Annotated in this window: 21 protein-coding genes; 10 read left to right on the top strand and 11 right to left on the bottom strand. The window is 65.5% G+C overall.

Annotated features, from left to right (window positions below):
• Both BST12_RS08770 and BST12_RS08775 read right to left on the bottom strand, forming a co-directional pair.
• Positions 1–1,176, bottom strand: a complete 1,176-nt coding sequence (locus tag BST12_RS08770; RefSeq protein ID WP_083112719.1) for a PPE family protein — start codon at positions 1,174–1,176, stop codon at positions 1–3.
• A gap of 51 nt (positions 1,177–1,227) precedes the next feature.
• On the bottom strand, positions 1,228–1,527 hold the full coding sequence (locus tag BST12_RS08775; protein WP_083112720.1) for a PE family protein: 300 nt from the start codon (positions 1,525–1,527) through the stop codon (positions 1,228–1,230).
• A 779-nt stretch (positions 1,528–2,306) separates the two neighbouring features.
• Between BST12_RS08775 and BST12_RS08780 the strand changes: the two genes are divergently transcribed.
• The gene (locus BST12_RS08780; protein WP_083112721.1) at positions 2,307–2,573 is read left to right on the top strand and encodes a hypothetical protein; all 267 of its coding nucleotides are present in this window, start codon (positions 2,307–2,309) and stop codon (positions 2,571–2,573) included.
• Positions 2,574–2,577: 4 nt separating this feature from the next.
• Here BST12_RS08780 and BST12_RS08785 read toward each other — a convergent pair whose 3' ends face one another.
• The gene (locus BST12_RS08785; protein ID WP_083112722.1) at positions 2,578–3,273 is read right to left on the bottom strand and encodes a cutinase family protein; all 696 of its coding nucleotides are present in this window, start codon (positions 3,271–3,273) and stop codon (positions 2,578–2,580) included.
• A 234-nt stretch (positions 3,274–3,507) separates the two neighbouring features.
• Here BST12_RS08785 and BST12_RS08790 point away from each other — a divergent pair, with 234 nt between their 5' ends.
• From BST12_RS08790 to BST12_RS08805, 4 genes are all read left to right on the top strand, one after another.
• Entirely contained in the window at positions 3,508–4,299 is a 792-nt protein-coding gene (locus BST12_RS08790) for a class I SAM-dependent methyltransferase (protein ID WP_083112723.1), read from the top strand.
• Positions 4,300–4,367: 68 nt separating this feature from the next.
• Entirely contained in the window at positions 4,368–5,135 is a 768-nt protein-coding gene (locus BST12_RS08795; protein ID WP_083112807.1) for a glycerophosphodiester phosphodiesterase family protein, read from the top strand.
• 27 nt (positions 5,136–5,162) lie between these two features.
• Positions 5,163–5,948 (top strand): DUF1906 domain-containing protein, encoded by a 786-nt coding sequence (locus BST12_RS08800; RefSeq protein ID WP_083112724.1) that lies wholly within the window; start codon positions 5,163–5,165, stop codon positions 5,946–5,948.
• A gap of 11 nt (positions 5,949–5,959) precedes the next feature.
• Positions 5,960–6,799, top strand: coding sequence for an alpha/beta fold hydrolase (locus BST12_RS08805; RefSeq protein ID WP_083112725.1), 840 nt, complete (start codon positions 5,960–5,962; stop codon positions 6,797–6,799).
• 274 nt (positions 6,800–7,073) lie between these two features.
• On the opposite strand, the gene BST12_RS08810 is transcribed toward BST12_RS08805, so the two are convergent.
• Entirely contained in the window at positions 7,074–8,534 is a 1,461-nt protein-coding gene (locus BST12_RS08810; RefSeq protein WP_264061253.1) for an APC family permease, read from the bottom strand.
• A gap of 33 nt (positions 8,535–8,567) precedes the next feature.
• Positions 8,568–10,154, bottom strand: coding sequence for a PE family protein (locus BST12_RS08815; protein ID WP_083112809.1), 1,587 nt, complete (start codon positions 10,152–10,154; stop codon positions 8,568–8,570).
• 97 nt (positions 10,155–10,251) lie between these two features.
• Here BST12_RS08815 and BST12_RS08820 point away from each other — a divergent pair, with 97 nt between their 5' ends.
• Together BST12_RS08820 and mmaA2 are read left to right on the top strand one after the other, a co-directional pair.
• A complete protein-coding gene (locus BST12_RS08820) occupies positions 10,252–11,022 on the top strand; it encodes a hypothetical protein (protein ID WP_083112726.1) in 771 nt (256 codons plus the stop codon).
• Positions 11,023–11,170: 148 nt separating this feature from the next.
• On the top strand, positions 11,171–12,034 hold the full coding sequence (mmaA2, locus tag BST12_RS08825) for a cyclopropane mycolic acid synthase MmaA2 (protein ID WP_083112727.1): 864 nt from the start codon (positions 11,171–11,173) through the stop codon (positions 12,032–12,034).
• A 60-nt stretch (positions 12,035–12,094) separates the two neighbouring features.
• Here mmaA2 and katG read toward each other — a convergent pair whose 3' ends face one another.
• The 3 genes from katG to BST12_RS08840 form a co-directional block, all read right to left on the bottom strand.
• A complete protein-coding gene (gene katG, locus BST12_RS08830) occupies positions 12,095–14,332 on the bottom strand; it encodes a catalase/peroxidase HPI (protein ID WP_083112728.1) in 2,238 nt (745 codons plus the stop codon).
• A 48-nt stretch (positions 14,333–14,380) separates the two neighbouring features.
• A complete protein-coding gene (locus tag BST12_RS08835) occupies positions 14,381–14,785 on the bottom strand; it encodes a Fur family transcriptional regulator (protein ID WP_276028783.1) in 405 nt (134 codons plus the stop codon).
• A gap of 76 nt (positions 14,786–14,861) precedes the next feature.
• On the bottom strand, positions 14,862–16,139 hold the full coding sequence (locus BST12_RS08840; RefSeq protein WP_083112730.1) for a L,D-transpeptidase: 1,278 nt from the start codon (positions 16,137–16,139) through the stop codon (positions 14,862–14,864).
• A gap of 218 nt (positions 16,140–16,357) precedes the next feature.
• On the opposite strand from BST12_RS08840, the gene BST12_RS08845 reads away from it, so the two are divergent.
• The 3 genes from BST12_RS08845 to BST12_RS08855 all read left to right on the top strand — a co-directional run bounded on the left by BST12_RS08845 (position 16,358) and on the right by BST12_RS08855 (position 18,189).
• Entirely contained in the window at positions 16,358–17,122 is a 765-nt protein-coding gene (locus tag BST12_RS08845) for a C39 family peptidase (RefSeq protein WP_083112731.1), read from the top strand.
• 73 nt (positions 17,123–17,195) lie between these two features.
• Positions 17,196–17,471 carry a hypothetical protein gene (locus BST12_RS08850; protein ID WP_083112732.1) on the top strand — a complete coding sequence of 92 codons (276 nt, stop codon included), beginning with the start codon at positions 17,196–17,198 and terminating at the stop codon, positions 17,469–17,471.
• A gap of 46 nt (positions 17,472–17,517) precedes the next feature.
• Complete coding sequence (locus BST12_RS08855) at positions 17,518–18,189, top strand: class I SAM-dependent methyltransferase (RefSeq protein ID WP_083112733.1); 672 nt, start codon at positions 17,518–17,520, stop codon at positions 18,187–18,189.
• Here the strand turns inward: BST12_RS08855 and mmpH are convergent.
• The 3 genes from mmpH to manT are packed head-to-tail and all read right to left on the bottom strand — an operon-like array spanning position 18,179 to position 21,250.
• Complete coding sequence (gene mmpH / locus BST12_RS08860) at positions 18,179–19,255, bottom strand: MMP endo-(1,4)-3-O-methyl-alpha-D-mannosidase (RefSeq protein ID WP_083112734.1); 1,077 nt, start codon at positions 19,253–19,255, stop codon at positions 18,179–18,181. The genes BST12_RS08855 and mmpH overlap by 11 nt on opposite strands.
• Positions 19,242–20,000, bottom strand: a complete 759-nt coding sequence (locus BST12_RS08865) for a class I SAM-dependent methyltransferase (RefSeq protein ID WP_083112735.1) — start codon at positions 19,998–20,000, stop codon at positions 19,242–19,244. Before BST12_RS08865 ends, mmpH begins: the two co-directional genes overlap by 14 nt.
• Positions 19,994–21,250: an MMP alpha-(1->4)-mannosyltransferase gene (gene manT / locus BST12_RS08870; protein ID WP_083112736.1), complete on the bottom strand. Its 1,257-nt coding sequence runs from the start codon at positions 21,248–21,250 to the stop codon at positions 19,994–19,996. Before manT ends, BST12_RS08865 begins: the two co-directional genes overlap by 7 nt.
• Between the last annotated feature and the right edge of the window lie 181 nt (positions 21,251–21,431).

Here is a 21,431-nt window from a genome sequence, read left to right on the forward strand (position 1 = left end):
CTAACCGGCAGCTGGCGGCTTCGCCATGACGGACGGCTTGAAGCCATAGGTCGGCTGATTACGCCCGTAGCCGCCGTTGACGAACTGCCCGAACGGCGGGGCCATCGGAAAGCTGTTGCCCTCGGCGGCGGCCGGAATCGCGCTGGCCAGTCCAGGATTGGTGGTCGCGTGCCACGGCACCCAGTTTGCCGGCACCGACAGGCCCCCGATCGGGAGCGCCTTGCCCAGACCCGCTGCCACACCCCCGACGCTGCCGCCCAGGTTGGCCCCGGCGTTGGCCGCGGCGGCCCCGGCCGCCGACGCCGCGCCTTCGACCGCCTTGGCCGCCGAAGCCGCGGGCTTCGCGAAGTTGGCGATGGCGACAAGGCCGTTGCTGACCTGTCCGAAGGACTGCGTCGACTGGATCATCGCCGCGCAGGAACTGATGTAGGGGGAGAGGTATTTGCTGTAGAGCGAAACGATGTCGTCCAGCGGTGTATTGGCCACCAGCCATTGGTCGATCGCCTGGCCGTTGATGGGCGCCGACAGCGTCTTGAGCACGTCGGACACCCTGGCGTTGATCGGGTTCGCCACATTCATGATGTTCGTGTAGCCGGTGTTGTACCCCGCCTTGAAGACCGCGACGGCCTGGTCGGCCACTCCAGACGGATTCGCCACTTCGGCGGGCGCCGGCTGCTCCGCCAACTGCGTCGCCGTCGCCGAGCGGCTCGCGTAGTTGTACATCGCACCCGAGTCCTGAGCCCAGAATTCGGCGTATTGCGCCTCCAGTTGCCCGATCGCCTGACTGTTCTGGCCAAGGATGTTGGTCGCTGTCAACTCCGCCAGCAGTGCGCGGTTGGCGGCGATCACCGGCGGCGGAACCGAAGCCGCGAACGCCGCCTCGTAGGCGGTGGCAGCGTTGCCCGCCTGGCTCGCCACCTCAGCGGCCTGTTCGGCGCTGGTGCTCAGCCAGGTAATGAATGGCGACACCGCCGAAACCAGCTGTGCTGATGCCGGCCCCAACCACGGCCCGCTGGTCAGCGCCTCGATAACCGAGCGATGCCCCGCTGCGGCCTCCTGCAGATCGGCGGCCAGATTGCTCCACGCCACCGCTGCGGCTACCAGCGAGCCCGGCCCCGGTCCGCTGTATATGCGCGCGGAGTTGATCTCTGGGGGCAATAACCCGTAGTCGACCACGTTGCCTACTCCTCTTTCGGGTTTCCTGGATTCCTTGGTTTCCGGGTCCGCTCAACCCGCCGATGCGGCGTTGGCCGCTTCGGTCTCGGCATAGGAGTTCGCACTGGTGGCCAACGTCGCCGCCAGCGTCGCCTGAATCCTCGACGCCTGCGCGCTCAATTCCTGGAAGCGCTGACCGTGAGTAGCGAAGCGTGCTGCGGTCAGTACCGACACCTCATCGATGGCCGCGGGAACGACGCCGGTTATGGGTCCGGCAGCGGCCGCATTGCCGACGTTCAAGGCCGCGCCAAGGGACTGCAGGTTGCTGGCAGCCGCCGCCAGGTGCTCTGGATACGTGCGTACGAAAGACATAGGATTCCCCTCCAAGGAAGCGCCACCGGCTCGAACACCGCGATGTGTTCTCTTGCCCGGAACGCTATAAAGGGGGTTACCCGGGTTCAATGGACCTGACCGAGCGGAATGGATGCTGATCTTGACATTTCCTCAACATTCAGGCTGATTTTAATCACAGGACCTTCACAGGAATTCTCCAAGATCTATTCATCTAACATATGCACACCGCGAATGTGGAATTGCACAGCGGTGGTCTGCCGCCAGCCCGGCCGGCGCGGTTGGCGGCTACCACCCGGCCGGAGCCGGACACCCGGCAATGGCCACATCTAGGGCAATTCACCTGCAGTTATCGGCGTTGTCCACACTCCGGGTGGTGATCACCAGCGCGATCGCGCGGCCGGTCTGGTGAGATTGTCGCCGCTGGTACGACAACACATCGCAGCAGGCCCGAAAAGACGTCAGGAAAACGCGGGCTTTTACCACTATTATCGTTATTTCAAAAGATTATTGTTCACCCAGAGTTAATCTCTGAACTTGCCCCATGAATTCAATGTGAAGCGGTGCGCGGGGCGCGCGAAAGCTGAATAAATTTCAGCTTGAACATATGGCTTGCGTGTGGGCCGACAAGTGTTTCTCGCGCTGCCAGAATAACCTGCACGGTGAGTTTATGAGCATCGCGTGAGTCGTTGCCAGTCGGCTGGACGCGGGCCGGGCCCGGGTGGTCGGGTCTCCTTTATTGGCCCAGGTGTGGCGGCACCGTGATCCGTACGCGACCACGACCGGGGACGCTCATCTGCATGACAGCGCTTGCGGTGATCGCCGCGATGGCAACGGCACTGTGCGTCGGCTACTACGCAGGTCGGCGGACCGGCTCGCCGGCTTCGGCCCGCAAGAGGCGCTCGCGTCGGATTGCGCTGGGCAGATTCGCCGTCAGCGTGATCGTGGTGATGGTCAGCCGCCGTATCCGACGGCAACTGAAAACCGTTGAGCCACTTCTATTTTCGCGGGTTCGCCGGCGGTCGCGCAGACCGATGACCCGGTGGGCGCAGCTCACCCGCGCGTGAACGATTACAGCTTGCCGGCGACGAAGTCGGCAGCCTGATTCGCCATACCCGCGTCCACGTACGCGTTCGCGAGATGTTGCGGCCAGTTCTCTTTCCAGGTGTTCGGATCGGCCGGGTTACAGACGGGATCGGCGCCGTGGCACAACTCGATGGTCCGGTCGTTATAAATCGGATTGAAGTTGGTGATCGGACCCACCCACTGACTTCCGTTACCGAACAGCGCGACCGCCGCGACGTGCTGATCGATGCCTCCAGGCAGGGGGCTGTCAAATCCGAAGGCGGACATGGGGACTGCGAGCACGACGTCGGTGACCGCCGCGCCGAGCGAGTAACCACCCAACACCAGCCGGGTGTCCGGACAGTTGTTGACCATGTTCTGAACGTGTCGGCTCATGTCATTGGCACCGACGTCGACCTCGGTGTCTGCGGGGTATTTCACCGCGTACGTACCCATGCTCCGGCCCCCGATCTTGGAGCTGAGCGAGTTGATGAAGGCGTTGCCGAGCACGCCCGTCCCCGGCGACTCGTAACGGCCGCGAGCGAAGACGACCTCCACCTGCGGACAGTTCGCTGCGGTGGCCGACGGAGGGCCGGCGGGGACGCCGGGCGGCAGCACCGCCGCAGCCACCGTCAGAGCGGCCGCTATTGGGGCCGCGACCAGGCAAGTATTGAGCGATTTACCGATAAGCGAAGCGCGCACACGAAGATGTTAGCCATTTGCGCGGCAGCCGTTGAGTGGGTTGGAAAATCAAGTGCAGCCGTTAACCAGATGGCAACGACACATCTAAGGCCGAGCGGCGGGTCTGATGACCCGGGCGGGCGCTTCGACCGCGGCAGTGCGGCGAGCGGCGACAACTTCGGCCCCGGTGGTCGCCGCCTCCGGACCGGGCCAGTGCACTCTGGTTGCGGTAAAGCGCATGGAAAGGTAGAGCCGATGGATGCGGTAGAGACGATTGCGGCCATGCCGCGGGGCGGGCCCGGCGCATCATGGCTGGATCGTCGCTTTCAAACCGATGTGCTCGAGTATCTCGACCGCGACGATGTCCCCGACGAGACCAAGCAGAAGGTCATAGGGATGCTCGACCGTATCGGTACCCGGACCAAACAGCACGAGAGCTACGCTCGCCTGGCGCGTGCGGCGGTATCCGACGTCCCCAGTCCGCGGATCCTGGAAATAGGCGCTGGCCACGGAAAGCTTTCGACGAAGATCCTTGAACTGATCCCGACGGCGACGGTCACGGTAAGCGATGTGGATCCGACGTCTGTTGCCAATATCGCTGCGGGCGAGCTTGGCTCCGATCCACGAGTGCGCACCCAGGTGATCGACGCGACCTCGATTGACGCCGACGACTACAGCTATGACCTGGTCGTGTTCGCGCTGGCGTTTCATCATCTGCCGCCTGCGGTCGCCTACCGGGCCATCGCCGAGGCCACCAGGGTCGCGAAGCGCTTTCTGGTCATCGACCTCAAGCGGCGCACGCCGCTGCGGCTGACGTTGTCGGCGCTACTGCTGCTGCCGCCGCAGCTGCTGTTCGCGTTGGCTTCGCCGTCGATGCGGCTCGTCATACATGACGGTGTCATCAGCGCGTTGCGTGCCTACAGTGCGTCGGCGTTCGAAGCGTTAGGCCGCGCCGTCGATCCTGCGATGAACGTCGATATCCGGCCGGCGGGGATCCGGTTCCCGCCCTCGATCGCTGTCGTGTTCTCCCGTCCACAGCGAATCTAGGCATTGCGGCGACATCGCCGCGACCGCATTGACATACTTGGCCAATGGTCGACCGCGACGCAGCAGGCATGGAGTTTCTTCGCGGAGCCGGGCGAATTGCCATGGCACACAGAGGATTTACCGCGTTCAAGGTACCAATGAACAGCATGGCCGCGTTCCGGGAAGCCGCCAACCTCGGACTCCGCTACATCGAGACCGACGTGCGGGGCACTCGGGACGGAGTGGCAGTGATCCTGCACGACCGGATGCTGCGGCCCACCTGGGGCGTCTCCGGCGCGATCGACCAGTTGAACTGGTCAAGTGTACGGCGCGCCGATCTCGGTGGGGGAGAGTCGATCCCGACCCTGGAAGAGCTGCTCGCCACGTTTCCCGATATGCGAATCAACATCGATATCAAAGCCGAGCCGGCCATCGAACCGACCGTCGATGTCATCGAACGGCTCAACGCACACAACCGCGTGCTCGTCACGTCGTTTTCCGATCGCCGCCGACGGCGTGCGCTGCGGCTGCTGTCCAAGCCGGTCGCCACTTCGGCCGGTACCGGAGCGTTCGTCGGGTGCCTGGCGGCGAAAACACCCGCCAGCCGGGCCTACGCGTGGCGGGTGCTGCGCGACAGCGATTGCCTGCAACTGCCGCCGCGGTTGGGCCGGGTGCGGGTCATCTCGCCGGGGCTGGTTCGTGCCGCACATGCTTCGGGGCGCCAGGTGCACGCCTGGACGGTCGATGACCCCGAGGTCATGCACATGCTGCTCGATATGGGCGTCGACGGCATCATCACCGATCGCTCCGATCTGCTCCGGGATGTGCTGATCGCCCGTAACGAGTGGTGGGCCTGAGACCCGGGCCCTTGCTACCATCGCGCCGTGCACGATTCGGCTGCACGGGGTGGACGCGTTTCCCGGCGCGATGCCCTCAAGTACGCCCTCACGCCGGTCCTCCTCGGCTCAGCGCCGCTGGCCTTCGACGGGAGCCGGGCAGCCGCCGACGATATGCGGCTGATCGACTTCGCCGAGCGCAGGATCGCGCCGGATGAAATCAAGGCGGCCGGCTACGACGGCGTCGTCAACTACGTGTCCGAATCGCGGCCCGGCGCCGACTTCGAGGCGAAGCCCATCACCCGCCAGTACGCGGACGCGCTGCGCGCGGCGGGTCTGCACATCGTCAGCAATTTCCAGTACGGCAAGCCCGGGTGGTCCGCGCCGTCGGACTTCACCCGCGGCTACGACGGCGGTGTCGCCGACGCCCAGACGGCGCTGCGGCTGCATGCAGCGGCGGGCGGTTCGGGTTCGGCCCCGATCTTCTTCAGTGTCGACGACAACATCGACCTCAACACCTGGAACGGCACTGCCCTCGACTGGTTTCGCGGCATCAACTCGGTACTGGGCGTGGCGCGAACCGGCATCTACGGGCATTCCCAGGCCTGCACGTGGGCGATCAAGGACGACGTGATCGGCCACTCGAGCACCCCCGGGCATCGCTGGGCCTGGCAGACCCGGTCGTGGTCCAACGGTCAGCGCGAGCCCGCCGCGGTGCTCTACCAGGAGGTCGTCAACACCGCGGCCAACCCGGGCCCGCTGCTGGGCGGGATACACGTCGATGTCGACGAGGTTCTGGCCGCCGATTTCGGCCAGTGGGATCTCGATCGCTGATCTCAACGGCGATGGATCAGGTTCATTGGACGCCGTCTGGGGTGCGGTTGCGCCGACGAGCGGGCCGTCCCGGAAGGCTGAACTGGCTGTTCCTGCCCGGGGGCCCGGGCATCGGTTCGGAGAGCCTGCACGAACTGGTGGACACCGTCGAGGTGGCGGGCAATTGCTGGCTCGTCGACCTGCCCGGTGACGGCTCGAATGTCGACGCTCCGGGCGCACCGGCCGATCCCTACCGAATGTGGCCGCAGGTGCTGCTCGAGGCGGCCGACGCCGTCGAATGTCCGGTATATGTCGGGCACTCCACCGGCGGCGAGTATCTGCTGTCCACTCCGGCGCTGGCCGCGCGGCTGGCGGGGCTGGCACTGATCAGCAGCGCCCCAGACGCGTCATGGCTGCCGGTGTGGCAGGAGACGATGCGCAAGGACCCCTTGCCGGCCGTCGAGCACGCGGGCACCCGCTACGAATCCGACCCGACGAATGACAACCTGCGCGCCGTCGCTGTCGCTTCGGCGCCGTGGAACTTCACCGATCATGGCGTCGCGCGGGGCACAGACCTGCTGGCACGCATGCCCTATAACAAGGACGCCGAGCGCTGGTCCGACGCGAATTTCGACCATGACTACGAATTAGCTTGGTGGCCAATGGTATTGCCGACGTTGATTGTGAGCGGAGCCGCAGACCGTGTGGTGACCCAGGCGCTGTGGGAAGCCCCGCGCTTCTGGGCGCGCAACGTGATCAGGCGGGTGATCGCCGACGCCGGCCATTTTCCCTGGATCGAACAGCCGGCCGCGGTGCGGGATGCGTTTGCTGAACTCGCGCAACGAATTTCGGCGCAAGCAGACCCGCGCTGACAACGACACGGTCAAGGAAAGACATCGGAGAGTAACGATTTGAGCCGCGCGCTGGATTTGGCGCCGGAGCAAATGCCAGTGTGATGCCTGTGAGTGTTGATGTTGGCGAGCCGGCACTGGGCTCGCGCCCGCACTGGCCGGATCAGTGGCTGGATAGACCACCCCAGCGCTGTGCCCGTGGCCACTGGTTGCTGCCGGGACACATGATCGTCGGCACCATCTCGTGCTCCTGCGGCACGCATATCTGCTGGGAATGCGAGTGCGGCGCCGCCACCTATGGGCCGGCGTTGGTCGAGTCGTGCAGTGTGGTCGGCGATCTGGTGTCGACCCGGCGCTTAAGCTGACTGCCCCGGCGTGCCCGGTAGTAGTGCAGGTAGGTCAGCGCCGGCACGACGATGAAGGTGATGGCGATCAACGTGATCGAGAAGTAGTTGGGCCTGCCTCGCGACGAGAACAGCGACCCGTAGTCGAAGGACACCGCAAGCCCGATCGAGATCACGAACGCCACTACCGGTAAAACCTTGTCGGTGAACCTGTTTCGCGGTATTTCGGCGTAGTCGTCGCGGTGCGAACGCGCCAGCGCGATCAGAGCGATGGGCACGATGATGAACTGGACGAATCGGGCGATCACCGCCAGGCCGGTCAGGTTCAAACTGTCGAATCGAAGCGCCAGCGGAAACGCGAGGGCCAGCGACGCGGTGATTGCGAAGGCGACCATCGGCACACCGAACCGATTCTTGCGCGCCAGGTAGGTGGGCAGCACGCGTCCATCGGCCAAAGCGGTCCAAAGCCGTGGTGCGCCAAACGAAGCCGCCACATTGATGCCGAACATGGAAACCAGCGCCCCGATGACGACGACGGTACGGAAGGTGTCGTTTCCGATGCCCGCTGCCAGCTTTACCGTGTCGGGGGAGGCCACGATCTTCTCCGCCCCCAGCAGCATCGCCACCACCAAAGCCAGTACGTAGATTGCGCCCACCGAAAAGATCGCCAGGGGAATGGCTCTGGGCAGATTGCGCTCCGGATTATGCATCTCCTCGGCGGCGTTCGCGATCGACTCAAAACCGGTGAACGCGTACAAAGCCGCGATGGTGGCAAGGGCCAGGCTGGACGCGGTACTCGTACCCATCTGCGCAACTCCGAGCAATGAATACGCCGCCGGATGGTAGGCCGACCGAGCCGTTCCGTAGTTGTTGACATGCTGCGTGACGATGATCCACAGCCCCCCGGCGATGAAGATCGACAGGGCGAATACCTTTCCCAACGTCGATATCCCGTTGGCCCACTTGATGACTCGGTTACCGAACAGGTTTATGGCCAGAAGCACGGCGATGAAGCCGAGAAACGTCAGCGTCTTGACACTCAGCACGTGATCTTCGTCGGCCCAATGCTTGTCGGGGAAGGCCACCCGCAACAGCGTCGAGACGAACAGCGACGCCAGCACTCCCCAAGCGATGGACGCGGTAATCGCGTGGGTGACACCGACATAGATGCCGATACGGCGCCCGAATGCGGCAGTCGTATAGGCGTAGGAGGCGCCGTTGGTTTTCACGTACTGCGCCGAGGTTGCGAACACCAGGGCCATGACGCCCGCGAAGAGGCCGGCCAGAACGTATGCGAGGGGCGCGAACGGTCCGGCCAGCTTGATCACCGCACCCGGGGTCAGAAAGATTCCCGCTCCGATGATCGCGTTGATCCCGAGCATGACCACGCTTCGGAAACCGAGCTTGCTAATCGCGCATCCTCCTGCCCGCGGGTGTTCGACCGGCTACCGCGCTCCGTTGGGACCGCTCTGTCCGAAGATCTGCCCGGCGGTTCCGCCGTCACCCACCTTGCCCTCGGTGGTGCCGGTTCCGGCATTGCCCCCGCCACCACCGTTGCCGACGAGTCGGGCGTTGCCGCCGTTGCCGCCGTCGCCGCCGGTGCCGGTCACCGCCATCCCGCCGGAGCCGCCCTCGCCGCCGTTGCCGAACAGTCCCGCGATCCCGCCGGAGCCGCCCGAACCGCCGTCGCCGGGCGCGGCAAACCCTCCCGACCCGCCGAATCCGCCGTTGCCGCCGTCGCCGTACAACATGCCTGCGCTTCCGCCGGCACCACCGGCACCGCCGGCGGTGCCGCTCGCGCCGCCGTGCCCACCGTCGCCACCCGCGCCGAACAGGATTGCGGCGTTCCCGCCCGCACCCCCCGGTCCGGCTTTGATATGGCCGATCCCGCCGGCTCCGCCGGTTCCGCCGTCGCCGTACAGGAGTCCGGCGCTTCCCCCGACACCGCCGACCCCTCCATTGGCACCACTCGTCCCGCCTTCGAGATGGCCGGCGCCGCCGGCACCTCCGGTACCACCGGCCCCGAAGAGCCAGCCTGCGTGCCCACCCGCGCCGCCGGCTCCGCCGTTTTCGCCCCCGGTCGCCCCGTCGCCACCTGAGCCGCCGGTGCCGAAGAGCAGACCGGCCCGGCCCCCTGCGCCGCCCGCTCCGCCGTCGACGCGGCCGGAGCCGCCGTCACCGCCGTCGGCACCGGCGCCGTAGAGCAAGCCGCCGTGACCACCGGCGCCACCGGCCCCGCCGATGTTGTTGACGCCGAGGCCACCGTCTCCGCCGACGCCTCCGGCGCCGAACACCCCACCTGCGCCGCCGAGACCGCCGGATCCAGCGACACCGTCGACGCCCAGCCCGCCGATGCCGCCACGCCCGCCACTGCCGAATAACGCGGCTGACCCGCCTGCCCCGCCGGCACCGCCGTCGACCTGTCCGGTGCCGCCGATACCCCCGGAGCCGCCATTGCCGAACAGCCAGCTCGACCCGCCGGCGCCGCCGGCCCCACCTTTGGTCAAGGAGGACCCGCCGGCACCGCCGGCTCCACCCTTTCCGAATAGGCCCGCGTCCCCGCCCCGGCCACCGGCCTGCCCGGGCCCTCCAGAGCCGCCGGCCCCACCGGCGCCAAACAGCAACCCGCCGGCACCACCATCGGCTCCGGTGCCCGGCGCACCATTTACGCCGTTGCCGATCAGTGGACGTCCCAGCAGCGCTTGGCAGGGAACGTTGACGGCATCCAGCAAGCCCTGCATCGTCACGGCGTTGGACGCCTCGGCGCCGGCGTACGTGTGAGAACCCGCGGCCAACGCCGCCACGAACTGTTGATGGAACACGCTCGCCTGGGCGCTCAGCACCTGATATTGCTCAGCGTGAGCACGGAAAACGTCCGCGACGGCAGCCGACACTTCATCGGCGCCGGCGGCCACCAGCACCATCGTGGGCGCTGCGGCCGCGCTGGCGGCTGTGGTGACCGCTATGCCGATTTCGGACAGTTCCGAACATGCCGCAGCCAGGCTCGCCGGTATCGCGATCACGTACGACATCGGCATTCCTCCTACTACGACCGCACGACCGCGGCAGGTAAACCGATATTCTGCGGCACCCTGGGCAACGGCGTGGGCACAACGAGATCATGGCGTCATGGCCGATGACGAACTCGACAGCTTGTACTGGGCGCCGCTGGATGCTTTCACGGCGGAGCGAAAGCGATTGGCCGCAGAAGCCAAAGAACGCGGCGACGTCGACACCGCTCAAGCGATATCGGCGGCGCGCAAACCCACCGCCGCTGCCTGGATCGTCAATCGGCTGGCACTTGCCCATCGCGACGCCCGGCAGCGGCTCCTTGACCTGGGAGAACGCCTGCGCGCCGCGCACGCTGCGATGGACGGCGAGCAGATCCGGAACCTGTCGGTCGAGCAACACGCGCTGATCAATGAACTCGTCCGGGATGCGCTCGATGCGGCCGAAGTGGGTAAGCCGTCGGCAGCGGTACGCGACGACATAACCAGCACATTGCAAGCCGCGGTCGCCGACCCCGAGGTCGCAGACCGGCTGGGCCGGCTGGCCAAACCCGAGCACTGGTCGGGCTTTGGCGGATTCGGCTTCGGCGACGGCGAAACAAATGTGGACAAGAAGGCCGACAAACCCGACCAGCAACTAAAAGAGTTGAACGCGGCGGTGGCCGCCGCCGAGCGCGCCACGGCCGACGCAGATGCGGCGCTTTCGGAGCGCGAAGCCGAACGCGATGCCGCTGCGCGCCACCGCGACGAGGCTCTGGCCGGCCTGCGCCAGGCTGAGCGGTCGCTCAAACGCAGCGAAACCAGCTATGCCCAAGCACGGGAAGCCAGCCGGTCCGCGGCGGAAGTGCTCCACGAAGCAAAAGCACGGTTGCAGCGGTTACACCGTCGATAGGGACCGGATCTCGTTGTGGTACTTAGCATTTCGCGCCTCTGGAGTGATTGCTTTCCCGACGGGATTCACGGTTGGCAACGCTGACCCGATAGCATGCTCGATTGATGCATGAGGAAACATTTCTCAGGTTCAGAAAGGCGCAGGGGTCATGGCTGATGAATTAGTACCGCACTTCGATGATGTGCAGGCGCACTACGACCTATCCGACGACTTCTTCCGCCTGTTCCTGGACCCGACCCAGACCTACAGTTGCGCGTACTTCGAGCGCGACGACATGACGCTCGAAGAAGCCCAGATCGCCAAGATCGACCTGGCGCTGGGCAAGCTGGGCCTGCAACCGGGCATGACGCTGCTGGACGTGGGCTGCGGCTGGGGCGCCACCGCGCGCCGGGCCATCGAGAAGTACGACGTCAACGTCGTCGGCCTGACGCTGTCGAAGAACCAGGCCGCCCACGTGCAGAAGATCTTCGACGGGCTGGACACTTCGCGCAGCCGGCGGGTGGAACTCAAAGGCTGGGAGCAATTCGACGAGCCCGTCGACCGCATCGTGTCCGTCGGCGCCTTCGAACATTTCGGCCACGACCGGCACGCCGACTTCTTCGCACGCGCGTACAAGATCCTGCCGGCCGACGGCGTGATGCTGCTGCACACCATCACCGGCCTGACGATGCCGCAGATGACCGAGAGAGGTTTGCCGCTCACCTTGTGGCTGGCCCGCTTCCTGAAGTTCATCGCGACCGAGATCTTCCCGGGCGGCCATCCGCCCACGATCGAGATGGTCGAGGAGAAGTCCGCGGAGGCGGGTTTCACCCTGAGCCGCAACCAGTCACTGCAGCTGCATTACGCGCGGACTCTCGACCTGTGGGCCGACGCCCTGGAAGCACACAAGGACGAGGCGATCGAGATCCAGTCCGACGAGGTCTACGAGCGCTATATGAAGTACCTGACCGGGTGCGCCAAGTTGTTCCGGGAGGGCTACATCGACGTCAATCAGTTCACGCTCGAGAAGTAGCGCGAAGTAAAACGACACCCCGCGAGCCGGCGGCCCGCGGGGTGTCGCATCGTGTGGGTGTTACTTGATGTCGAACCGGTCGTTGTTCATGACCTTGACCCAGGCAGCGACGAAGTCCTCGACGAACTTGCCCTTACTGTCGTCCTGCGCATAGAACTCGACCAAGCCCCGCAGCACCGAGTTTGAGCCGAATACCAGGTCGTTGGCGGTAGCCGTCCACTTCAGCTGACCCGAGGAGCGGTCGAAACCTTCGTAGACGTTCTCGGCAGTGCCCGACGCCTTCCACTCCGTACCCATGTCGAGCAGGTTGACGAAGAAGTCGTTGGTCAACGCGCCCGGCTTGTCGGTGAACACGCCGTGCTTGCTGCCGCCGTGGTTGGCGCCCAGCGCACGCAGGCCGCCGACCAGCACCGTCAGTTCCGGGGCGCTCACACCGAGTAGGTATGCCCGCTCCACCAGCAACTGCTCCAGCGGGGCCTTCTCACCCGGACGCACATAGTTGCGGAACCCGTCGGCGCGCGGCTCGAGGACCGCGAACGACTCCACGTCGGTGTTCTCCTGCGTGGCGTCGGTACGCCCGGGGGCGAAGTGCACCGAGATCTCGTAGCCGGCGTCCTTGGCTGCCTTCTCGACCGCGGCCGACCCGGCCAACACGATCAGGTCGGCCAGCGAGACCTTCTTGCCGCCGGAAGCGGAGCTGTTGAAGTCCTGCTGGATGCCTTCCAGGACCGGCAGCACCTTGTCCAGCTCGGAGGGCTCGTTGACCTCCCAGCTCTTCTGCGGCTCGAGACGCAGCCGGCCACCGTTGGCACCGCCGCGCTTGTCGGTGTTGCGGTAGCTGCCCGCAGCCGACCAGGCCGTCTTGACCAGCTGAGGAACCGACAGGCCGGACCCGAGCACCTTGCTCTTCAGTGCCGCGATGTCCTGCTCGTCGATCAACTCGTGGTCGACGGCGGGGACTGGGTCCTGCCACAGCTGCGGCTCGGGAATCCATGGCCCCAGGTAGCGGCTGATCGGACCCATGTCGCGGTGCAGCAACTTGTACCAGGCCTTGGCGAACGCCTCGGTGAGCTCCTCGGGGTGGTCCAGCCACCGCCGGGTGATCGGGCCGTAGATCGCGTCCTCGCGCAGCGAAATGTCGGTGACCAACATCGTCGGCGCGCGGCCCGGCCCGCCGAACGGGTCCGGGATGGTGCCCGCACCGGCGCCGTCCTTCGCGGTGAACTGCCAGGCTCCGCCGGGGCTCTTGGTGAGCTCCCACTCGTAGCCGTACAGCGTCTCCAGGAAGGTGTTGTCCCACTTCGTCGGGGTGGGTGTCCAGACCACTTCCAGGCCGCTGGTGATGGCGTCCTTGCCGACGCCGCTGCCATAGGTGCTCTTCCAGCCCAGCCCCTGTTGTTCGATCGGGGCGGCCTCTGGCTCAGGACCGACCGGGTCCGCGCTGGCGCCGTGGGTCTTGCCGAAGCTGTGGCCGCCGACGATCAGCGCAGCGGTTTCCTCGTCGTTCATCGCCATCCGGCCGAACGTCTCGCGGATGTCCACCGCCGCGGCCACCGGATCCGGTTTACCTTCGGGGCCTTCGGGATTCACGTAGATCAGACCCATGGTGGTCGCGCCGTAGGGCTGCGCGAGGTCCCGCTTGCCCGAGTAGCGCTTGTTGGTGCCCAACCACTCGTCCTCTTCACCGAAGAGGATTTCCTCGGGCTCCCACACGTCTTCGCGGCCGAACGCGAAGCCGAAGGTCTTGAAGCCCATCGACTCCAGCGCCACGTTGCCGGCGAGGATGATCAGGTCCGCCCAGGACAGCTTGCTGCCGTACTTCTTCTTGATCGGCCACAGCAGCCGGCGGGCCTTGTCCAGGCTCGCGTTGTCCGGCCAGCTGTTGAGCGGGGCGAAGCGCTGCATGCCCTGCCCGCCGCCGCCGCGGCCGTCATGAATGCGGTAGGTGCCCGCGGCGTGCCAGCTCATCCGGATGAACAGGCCGCCGTAGTGGCCGTAGTCGGCGGGCCACCAGTCCTGCGAGGTGGTCATCAGCGAGACCATGTCGGCCTTGAGTGCGTCGACATCGAGCTTGGCGAACTCCGCGGCATAGTCGAAGCCCTCGCCGAGCGGGTTGGACTGCGGCGAGTGCGGGTGCAGTTTGGCCACGTCGACCTGGTCGGGCCACCAGTCCTGATTCGTCAAGGGCGCGTGCGACTTTGGCGTAGGGGAGGGGATCGCCGGGTTTTCGCTTTCGCTGGTGCTGGCCGTCTTCGTATCGGGGTGGGGTGGGCGGCTGTCGGATGTATCAGAGGACACAGCATTCCTTCCGGGTGTTAGTGAATCAGGCTGTGATCACGGCTGTGATCAGGCAACGGGTGTCGAGCAATCGGGGCATAGGCCCCAATAGATAACTTCGGCCTCGTCGAGGACGAAGCCATCCAAAATGTTGTTCTCGTCCGACGGGGTCAGGCACGGCGCCTCACCGACCGCACAGTCGACGTCGCCAATTACTCCGCAGGACCGGCACACGACGTGATGGTGATTATCACCGACCCTGGACTCGTAGCGAGCGACCATCCCCAATGGCTGGATCCGCCGAACCAGACCGACCGCGGTCAGTGCGTTGAGCACGTCGTAGACGGCCTGGCGCGAAACGTCGGGCAAGCCGGTCCGCACCGTCGAGAAAATCGTCTCGGTGTCGGCATGCGGATTGGCGTACACGGCTTCCAACACGGCGACCCTGGGCCGGGTCACCCGTAGATCGGCCATCCGCAGCTTTTCGGTGAAGTCCGCCGTAGAGGGCACCCCGCCACTATTACGCTCTTTTCTGGAATCAGTCAAGAGTTTACGGGGCGGGCTTCAACGCGCTGCCGTCGCGCCACTGGTCCCAGCTCAGGGTCCAGTCGCCATTCTGGGTAATCTTCAGCGGCGGGCCGCCGGTGTTGCGGACTTCGACGACATCACCCGGAACAGAGAAGTCGTAGAACCATTTTGCGTTGTCGCCGTTGAGGTTCAGGCAGCCGTGCGAGGTGTCGGTGTGGCCCTGGGCCCACACCGTGGCATCGAGCTGGTGCAGATATATGCCATCGGTGCTGATCCGGGTGGCGTAGTTGATGGTCTCGCGGTAGCCGAGGCGCGAATTCTTGGGCAACCCGAATGTGGAGGAGTCCATGACGACCGGGTTGCCCTTGTCCAGGACGGTGTAGACACCCGGCGGCGTCCAGAACGACAGCGTCTGCGATCCGACCGTTTCGGTGCCGCCCATTCCCATGGAGGTCGGCATGGTGCGCACCAGATTCCCGTTGTCGTAGACGCTGACCATCTTGGTGGCATCGTCGGCGATGGCGATGTGGGCGTTCCCGATCCGGAACGACACCCTGTTGTCTTCCTGGCCGAATAGTCCGTCGCCCATTGATATTCCGTAGATTTTGGCTTCGGCGACGACGGTCGTGGCCGGTGCGTAGTAATGCTCGGGTCGCCAGTGCGCGTTCTGGCTGTCGACCCAGAACCAGGATCCAGGCACCCGCGGGTCAGTGGTCACGGTCAGCCTGCGCTCGGCGGCGGCCCGGTCGGTGATCTGCTCGTCGAAGTGGGCCACCACCACCGTTCCGACGCCATAGGTGCCGCCGTCTCGCAGCGGCGATTCCGAGGTGGTGGTGAATGAGACCTTGGTCTGATTGGATGGCCGCAGCGTGGAGAACGACGACTCTTCCGTGGCGGCAACGCCATTGGGTCCGCGGCTGGTCACCGAAAGCGTGTAGGTGCGCCCATAGCCCAGTGCGGTGGTGGTCTTCCACACCGTGTTGTCGGGGGTCATCACGCCCTCGACCGGTTTGCCGGCGTCATTCAACATGCGGACTTCCAGCAGCGTCCCGGCATCGGCTTTCGCCATTACCGGCGCAACCGGGTCGACGTCATGCGCGTTGGGCCCCGGCGTGATCGTCACTCGGGCCGGACCGGACTGCGCGGTCCGGTGGCAGTTGCCATTCGGGCAATGCGTCAGTGCGGCAAGCTGAACCGCGCCCACGACTCCCAGCACCACAAGGGCACCAAAGAGAAGGCGGCGCAGCCATCGAACGTGGCTTCGGCGGCGCGGCAGCGAGGCATCAGGGTCAGGTGTCATCGCCCTTCGGGTAGCCCGCGGACCGCGCGCCGAAACCGTCCGGTGCCGCTGGCCGCCGCAGAAGGCTGAAATATGTTGCCGCTCTGGGCAATCCGTTCGGATAGCACTCGTGGCCGACTGTCAAGCAGCTATCTGCCCTGACCTTGCCCGATTGAGCGCCGCGCGAAGTGCCTGCAGGGGATTGTCAAGGCCAGGCGATTGGGTCTTCACTAACCAGCATGTTCACCTTCGCGATCGCGTCGGCGACGCGCACTGCCGTGGCGTACGCGACCATCGGTCTGGCCGGCGCCTGCCTCACCTCGGCATGCACTGCGGTAACCCATTCGGCGCCCTCGCCGACTCCGTCGACGACAACTAGCGCCCCCTCCAGCAGTGCGACGTCGCCGTCGGATTCGCCCGCAGCCACCAGCGGGGTGTACGGCAACCCGGCCGCGGCCGCAAAGTATTGGCAACAGCAGTCGCTCGAGGACAACTGCGGGCTGGTCTCGGTCGCCGACGTGGTCGGTGAGACCACCGGACGCATTCTGACCGAGCAGCAGGTCATCACACTGGCCGAGAACACCCCTTCCCAAACCAACCCCGGACCCATCTATGCCCCCCGAAACGACCCAAGCCACACCAATGGCAATGGCGGCATCGAAATGGGGGACATCGTCGTGCTGCTCGACCATTACGGCATCAAATCCGTCATGACCGATAACACGCATGCCGATCAGACGGGTATGACCGCGCTGCAGCACTACCTCGCCGATAATCGCAAGGTCATCGCGTGGGTCAACTCCGCGATCATCTGGAATACCAGCGACCAGCGCACCAGCGCCGACCACTTTTTGGTCGTCACCGGCCTGGACACCGACAACCAGATCGTCGACCTCAACGACCCCGGCGCCGACCACGCTGACGAGCAGGTATCGGTCGTCACCTTCACGAATGCGTGGAAAACCGGAGGCGATTCGATCGTCGTCACGGCGGCCGCGGCGTGAACCCGGTCGAAGCGTTTGGAATTCGGCGTCATGGTGTACAGACAGTTACCACTTCGACCCAGGGAGGCCCACGATGAAGCGAATTGCGCCCGCTATTGCGATCGCCGCGCTGCTATTCACCGGATGTTCGGCCTCAAAGGTCATCAACACCGGTGGCGACACAAAGTGCAAAGACTTCACCACGCAGGACGAGAAAAAGCAGAGCGACGAGATCAGCAAGATGCTCAAGGACAAGAACGGCAGCGATCCCAACAATGTGGAGATTTCGGCAACACGCGCCTCGGTAACGCTCTACTGCCAATCGGTAGGCAAGCCGGACAGCAAGATTTCTGAGGCGCCGCACGGCTAAGCGAGGTCCCGCCGGCGCCGGCAGGGCGACCGGATAGGTTGAGCCGATGAGCGCCGACGCCAGTTCGACCGAGCGGTTGTTCGCGCTGGCTGAACAGGTGACAGGTTTCATGCCGGCCGACGAGGGGCGCAGTCTCTACGACGCCGCGCGACGGTATCTCGATGGTGGAGTGGCGGTCGAAATCGGTACGTACTGCGGCAAATCAACGCTGCTGCTGGGCGCGGCGGCGCAGGAAACCGCCAGCGTGCTCTACACCGTCGACCACCATCACGGGTCCGAGGAGCACCAGGTGGGCTGGGAATACCACGACGCCACATTGGTCGACGAGGTCACCGGATTGTTCGACACACTGCCGATGTTTCGTCGCACGCTCGACGCGGCCGGACTGGACGATCACGTGGTCGCCGTCGTCGGCAAGTCACCCGTGGTTGCTCGGGCATGGCGGTCGCCGCTGCAGTTGCTGTTCATCGACGGCGGCCACAGCGAGACGGCCGCCCAGCAGGACTTCGACGGATGGGCGAAATGGGTGGCCGGTGGCGGGGCGCTCGTCATCCACGACGTGTTCCCCGACCCTAAGGACGGCGGTCGGCCGCCTTACCAGATCTATTGCCGGGCAATTGATTCCGGTCAATTCCGTGAGGTGGCGGTCACCGGTTCGCTGCGGGTGCTCGAACGCACCGGCGGGCAGGCCGGCGAGCCGGTCGAGGTCACCGGCTAGGCCCGGCCGCGATGCATTCGCAGTCGAAGTCGGTCTGCAGGCCCACCGGTAGGCCGTCGCCGCGGAAGATTCCGCTGCCGGGCGTCGTATCGGACAGCGCGTCTGCCGCCAGAATCATCGCCGCGCCCGTCCAGGTGGTGCGCTCTTCGGGCCAACGCTTTCCGTCGGCGAACACCAAACCCGTCCAGTAGGAGCCGTCGCCGTCGCGCAGGTGCTGCATCGCTCCGAATTGCTGGCGCGCGGCCGATCGGTGCCCGATGGCGTCCAGTGCCATCACCAGTTCGCAGGTTTCGGCGCCGGTCACCCAGGGCCGGTCGACCACACACCGGATCCCGATACCGTCGACCACAAAGTCGTTCCAGCGCTGTTTGATTCGCGCGGCGGCCGCCGGGCCGCGCAGCGCGCTGCCCAGGATGGGGTAGTACCAGTCCATCGAGTAGCGGTCTTTTTCGGTGAATGCCTCGGGGTGGGCGGTGATCGCGTGGCCGAGCCGGCCCAGCGCCAATTCCCACTCCGGTTGCGGTTCGCCGACGAGTTCGGCCAGCGCCAGCGCGCACCGGATGCTGTGGTAGATGCTGGCGTTGCCGGTCACCAACGCCTCTGGCAGCATCCCGGTTTCGCTTCGCGCCCAACAGATTTCGCCGTAGCCCACTTGCAGGTCGATGACGAAGTCGATCGCTTTGTGCACCACCGGCCACATGACCGCAGCGAAAGACCGGTCGCCGGTGACCAGCACGTGGTGCCAGACACCGGTGGCGATGTAGGCGCAGAAGTTGCTGTCGCTGTTGACGTCTTCGATAACGCCCGCGCGCAGCTGGATGGGCCAGGATCCGTCGGCCCGCTGAGTGCGCCGGCTCCAGTCGAACGCCGCCCGCGCGTGTTCCAGGAGTCCGGCCGAGGTGAGCGCCATCGCGCATTCCACGTGATCCCACGGATCGGTGTGACCGCCGTCAAACCACGGGATGGCACCCGACGATTCCTGCGCGAGAGCGATGGACGCCGCGGTCTGCCGGCATTGTTCGGACGTGAGGGCGCCGGGTACCGTCGGCGGATCAACCCGATGCAACTGAATACCCTTGTACTGCTTGGCTTTTTACCGCTTGTGGCTTGGTGAAGTACATCGCCACACTCTTGCCCACCAGCGGATTGAGCAGCGTCTCGGCCAGCTGGGTTATCTTCGGCCGGCGCATCAGATCCCACACCAGAAGCCGGTGATAGGCGGCCACCATCCGATGATCGGCATTGGACACACCGACCGCACATTTCAGCCACCAGAACGGCGAATGCAGTGCGTGCGCGTGATGCGTGTGCGTCAATTCCATTCCACCGCCGGTGATTTTGTCCCGCAGCGCACTGGCGCGGTAGATCCGGACGTGGCCGCCCTCGTTGCTGTGGTATTCCTCGGACAGCATCCAGCACACCCGCTCGGGCAGCCACCGCGGCACGCTGACCGCCAGCGTGCCACCGACTTTGAGCACCCGGATCAACTCCGCGATGGCAGCGTCGTCCTGCGGCACGTGTTCCAGGATCTCGGAGGCGATCACGCAGTCGAAGGTCTCGTCGGCGTAGGGCAGTCTCAGCGCATCGCCGAGTACAGCTTTGGCCGATGCCGTGGCCGGCGCCTCACCGGTCTGCGCCATCGCCCGCAACATGGTGTCCACCGAACGCAATTCGGCGCCGTCGCGATCGAAGGCGACGACGTCGGCGCCGCGCCGATACGCTTCGAAAGCATGGCGGCCGGCGCCGCACCCCACGTCGATGACCTTGGTCGACGGCCCGATACCCAGCCGGTCGAAATCGACTGTCAGCATTGCGTTTCGCCCAAGTTAGCGGCCTTGCGCGCGATCGCCCGTTCATAGACCCGCACGGTTTGCGCCGCTACGGCTTCCCAGCTGAAAACGTTGACGGCGCGGGCTCTTCCGGCGCTGCCCAGCCGGCGGCGCTTCTCCGGCGAATCCAGCAGATCGCCGAGGGCGGCGCTCAGCGCGTCGACGTCGCCCGGCGGCACCAACTCCGCACAGGCGCCGTCGGTGCCCAGGACCTCGGGCAGCGCGCCGGCCCGGCTGGCGACGATCGGGGTGCCACTTGCCATTGCCTCAACCGCGGGCAGCGAAAACCCTTCGTAGAGTGAAGGAATGCAGGCGACCTCGGCCGAGGCGAACAATGCGGCCAGCTCTTCATCGGAGAGCCCGTTGGCGATGTGGACGATGTCGGTGATCCCCAATTCGGCGACGAGCTTCTCGGTGGGACCGTTGGGCTCCACCTTGGCGACCAGCCGCAACTCGAGGTCGCGCTCGACGCGCAGTCGGGCGATCGCGTGCAGCAGGGTGGCCACGCCCTTGAGCGGCGTGTCGGCGCTGGCGATCGCGATGATTCGGCCCGGTTGCCGTGGATGCGATCCGGGTTGGAACAGTCGGGTATTCACTCCCAACGGCACCACGTGCAGTTGCTCGGGCGAGACGGCGAAGTCGGAGACGATGTCGACCGCCGACGACGAGGAAACGGTCAGCAGATCGGGGATCTGACGGGCCACCTGTTTCTGCATGCTGGAGAAGCCATACCAACGGTGCACCAACGGTTTTCGCCACCACCGCGCGGCCGCGAGGTCGAGCAGACGATCGCGGGTGATGGGGTGGTGCACGGTGGCTACCACCGGAATCCCCAGCTCGGCGATGCCGAGCAGGCCGGTGCCCAGGCTTTGGTTGTCGTGGACGAGGTCGAAGTCGGCGACCCGCTCGGCGAGTAGCCGGGCGACCCGCATGGTGAATGTCCGCGGCTCGGGAAAACCCGCGGTCCACATGGTGAGGAGTTCCAGCACGTCGATGGAATCTCGGATCTCGCTCGGGCGCGGGACTCGGAAGGGGTCGGGTTCGCGATACAGATCGAGGCTGGGCACTTCGGTCAACCGCACCCGCGGATCGAGCGACTCGGGGTAGGGCTGACCGGAAAACACCTCGACGTCGTGTCCGAGGTCCACCAGCCCGCGGCTGAGATGGCGCACATAGACGCCCTGTCCACCGCAATGGGTCTTGCTCCGGTAGGACAGCAGGGCGATGCGCATACTCAACTCTTCTCCGCTGGGGAACGACGGCGGAAGCACGGCTGAAATCCATCCCGGTGACCGGACCCGCGAACACCGTGACAGCAAAACTGGACACCTGTCCAGACTATAGTTCGATCAGCTAACCGACGCAACGCGACCTCGCTGGCGACGTTCTCCGGGCTCGGACTCCACCACGGCG

Origin of the sequence: Mycobacterium angelicum (assembly GCF_002086155.1) — a bacterium.
GTDB lineage: Bacteria > Actinomycetota > Actinomycetes > Mycobacteriales > Mycobacteriaceae > Mycobacterium > Mycobacterium angelicum.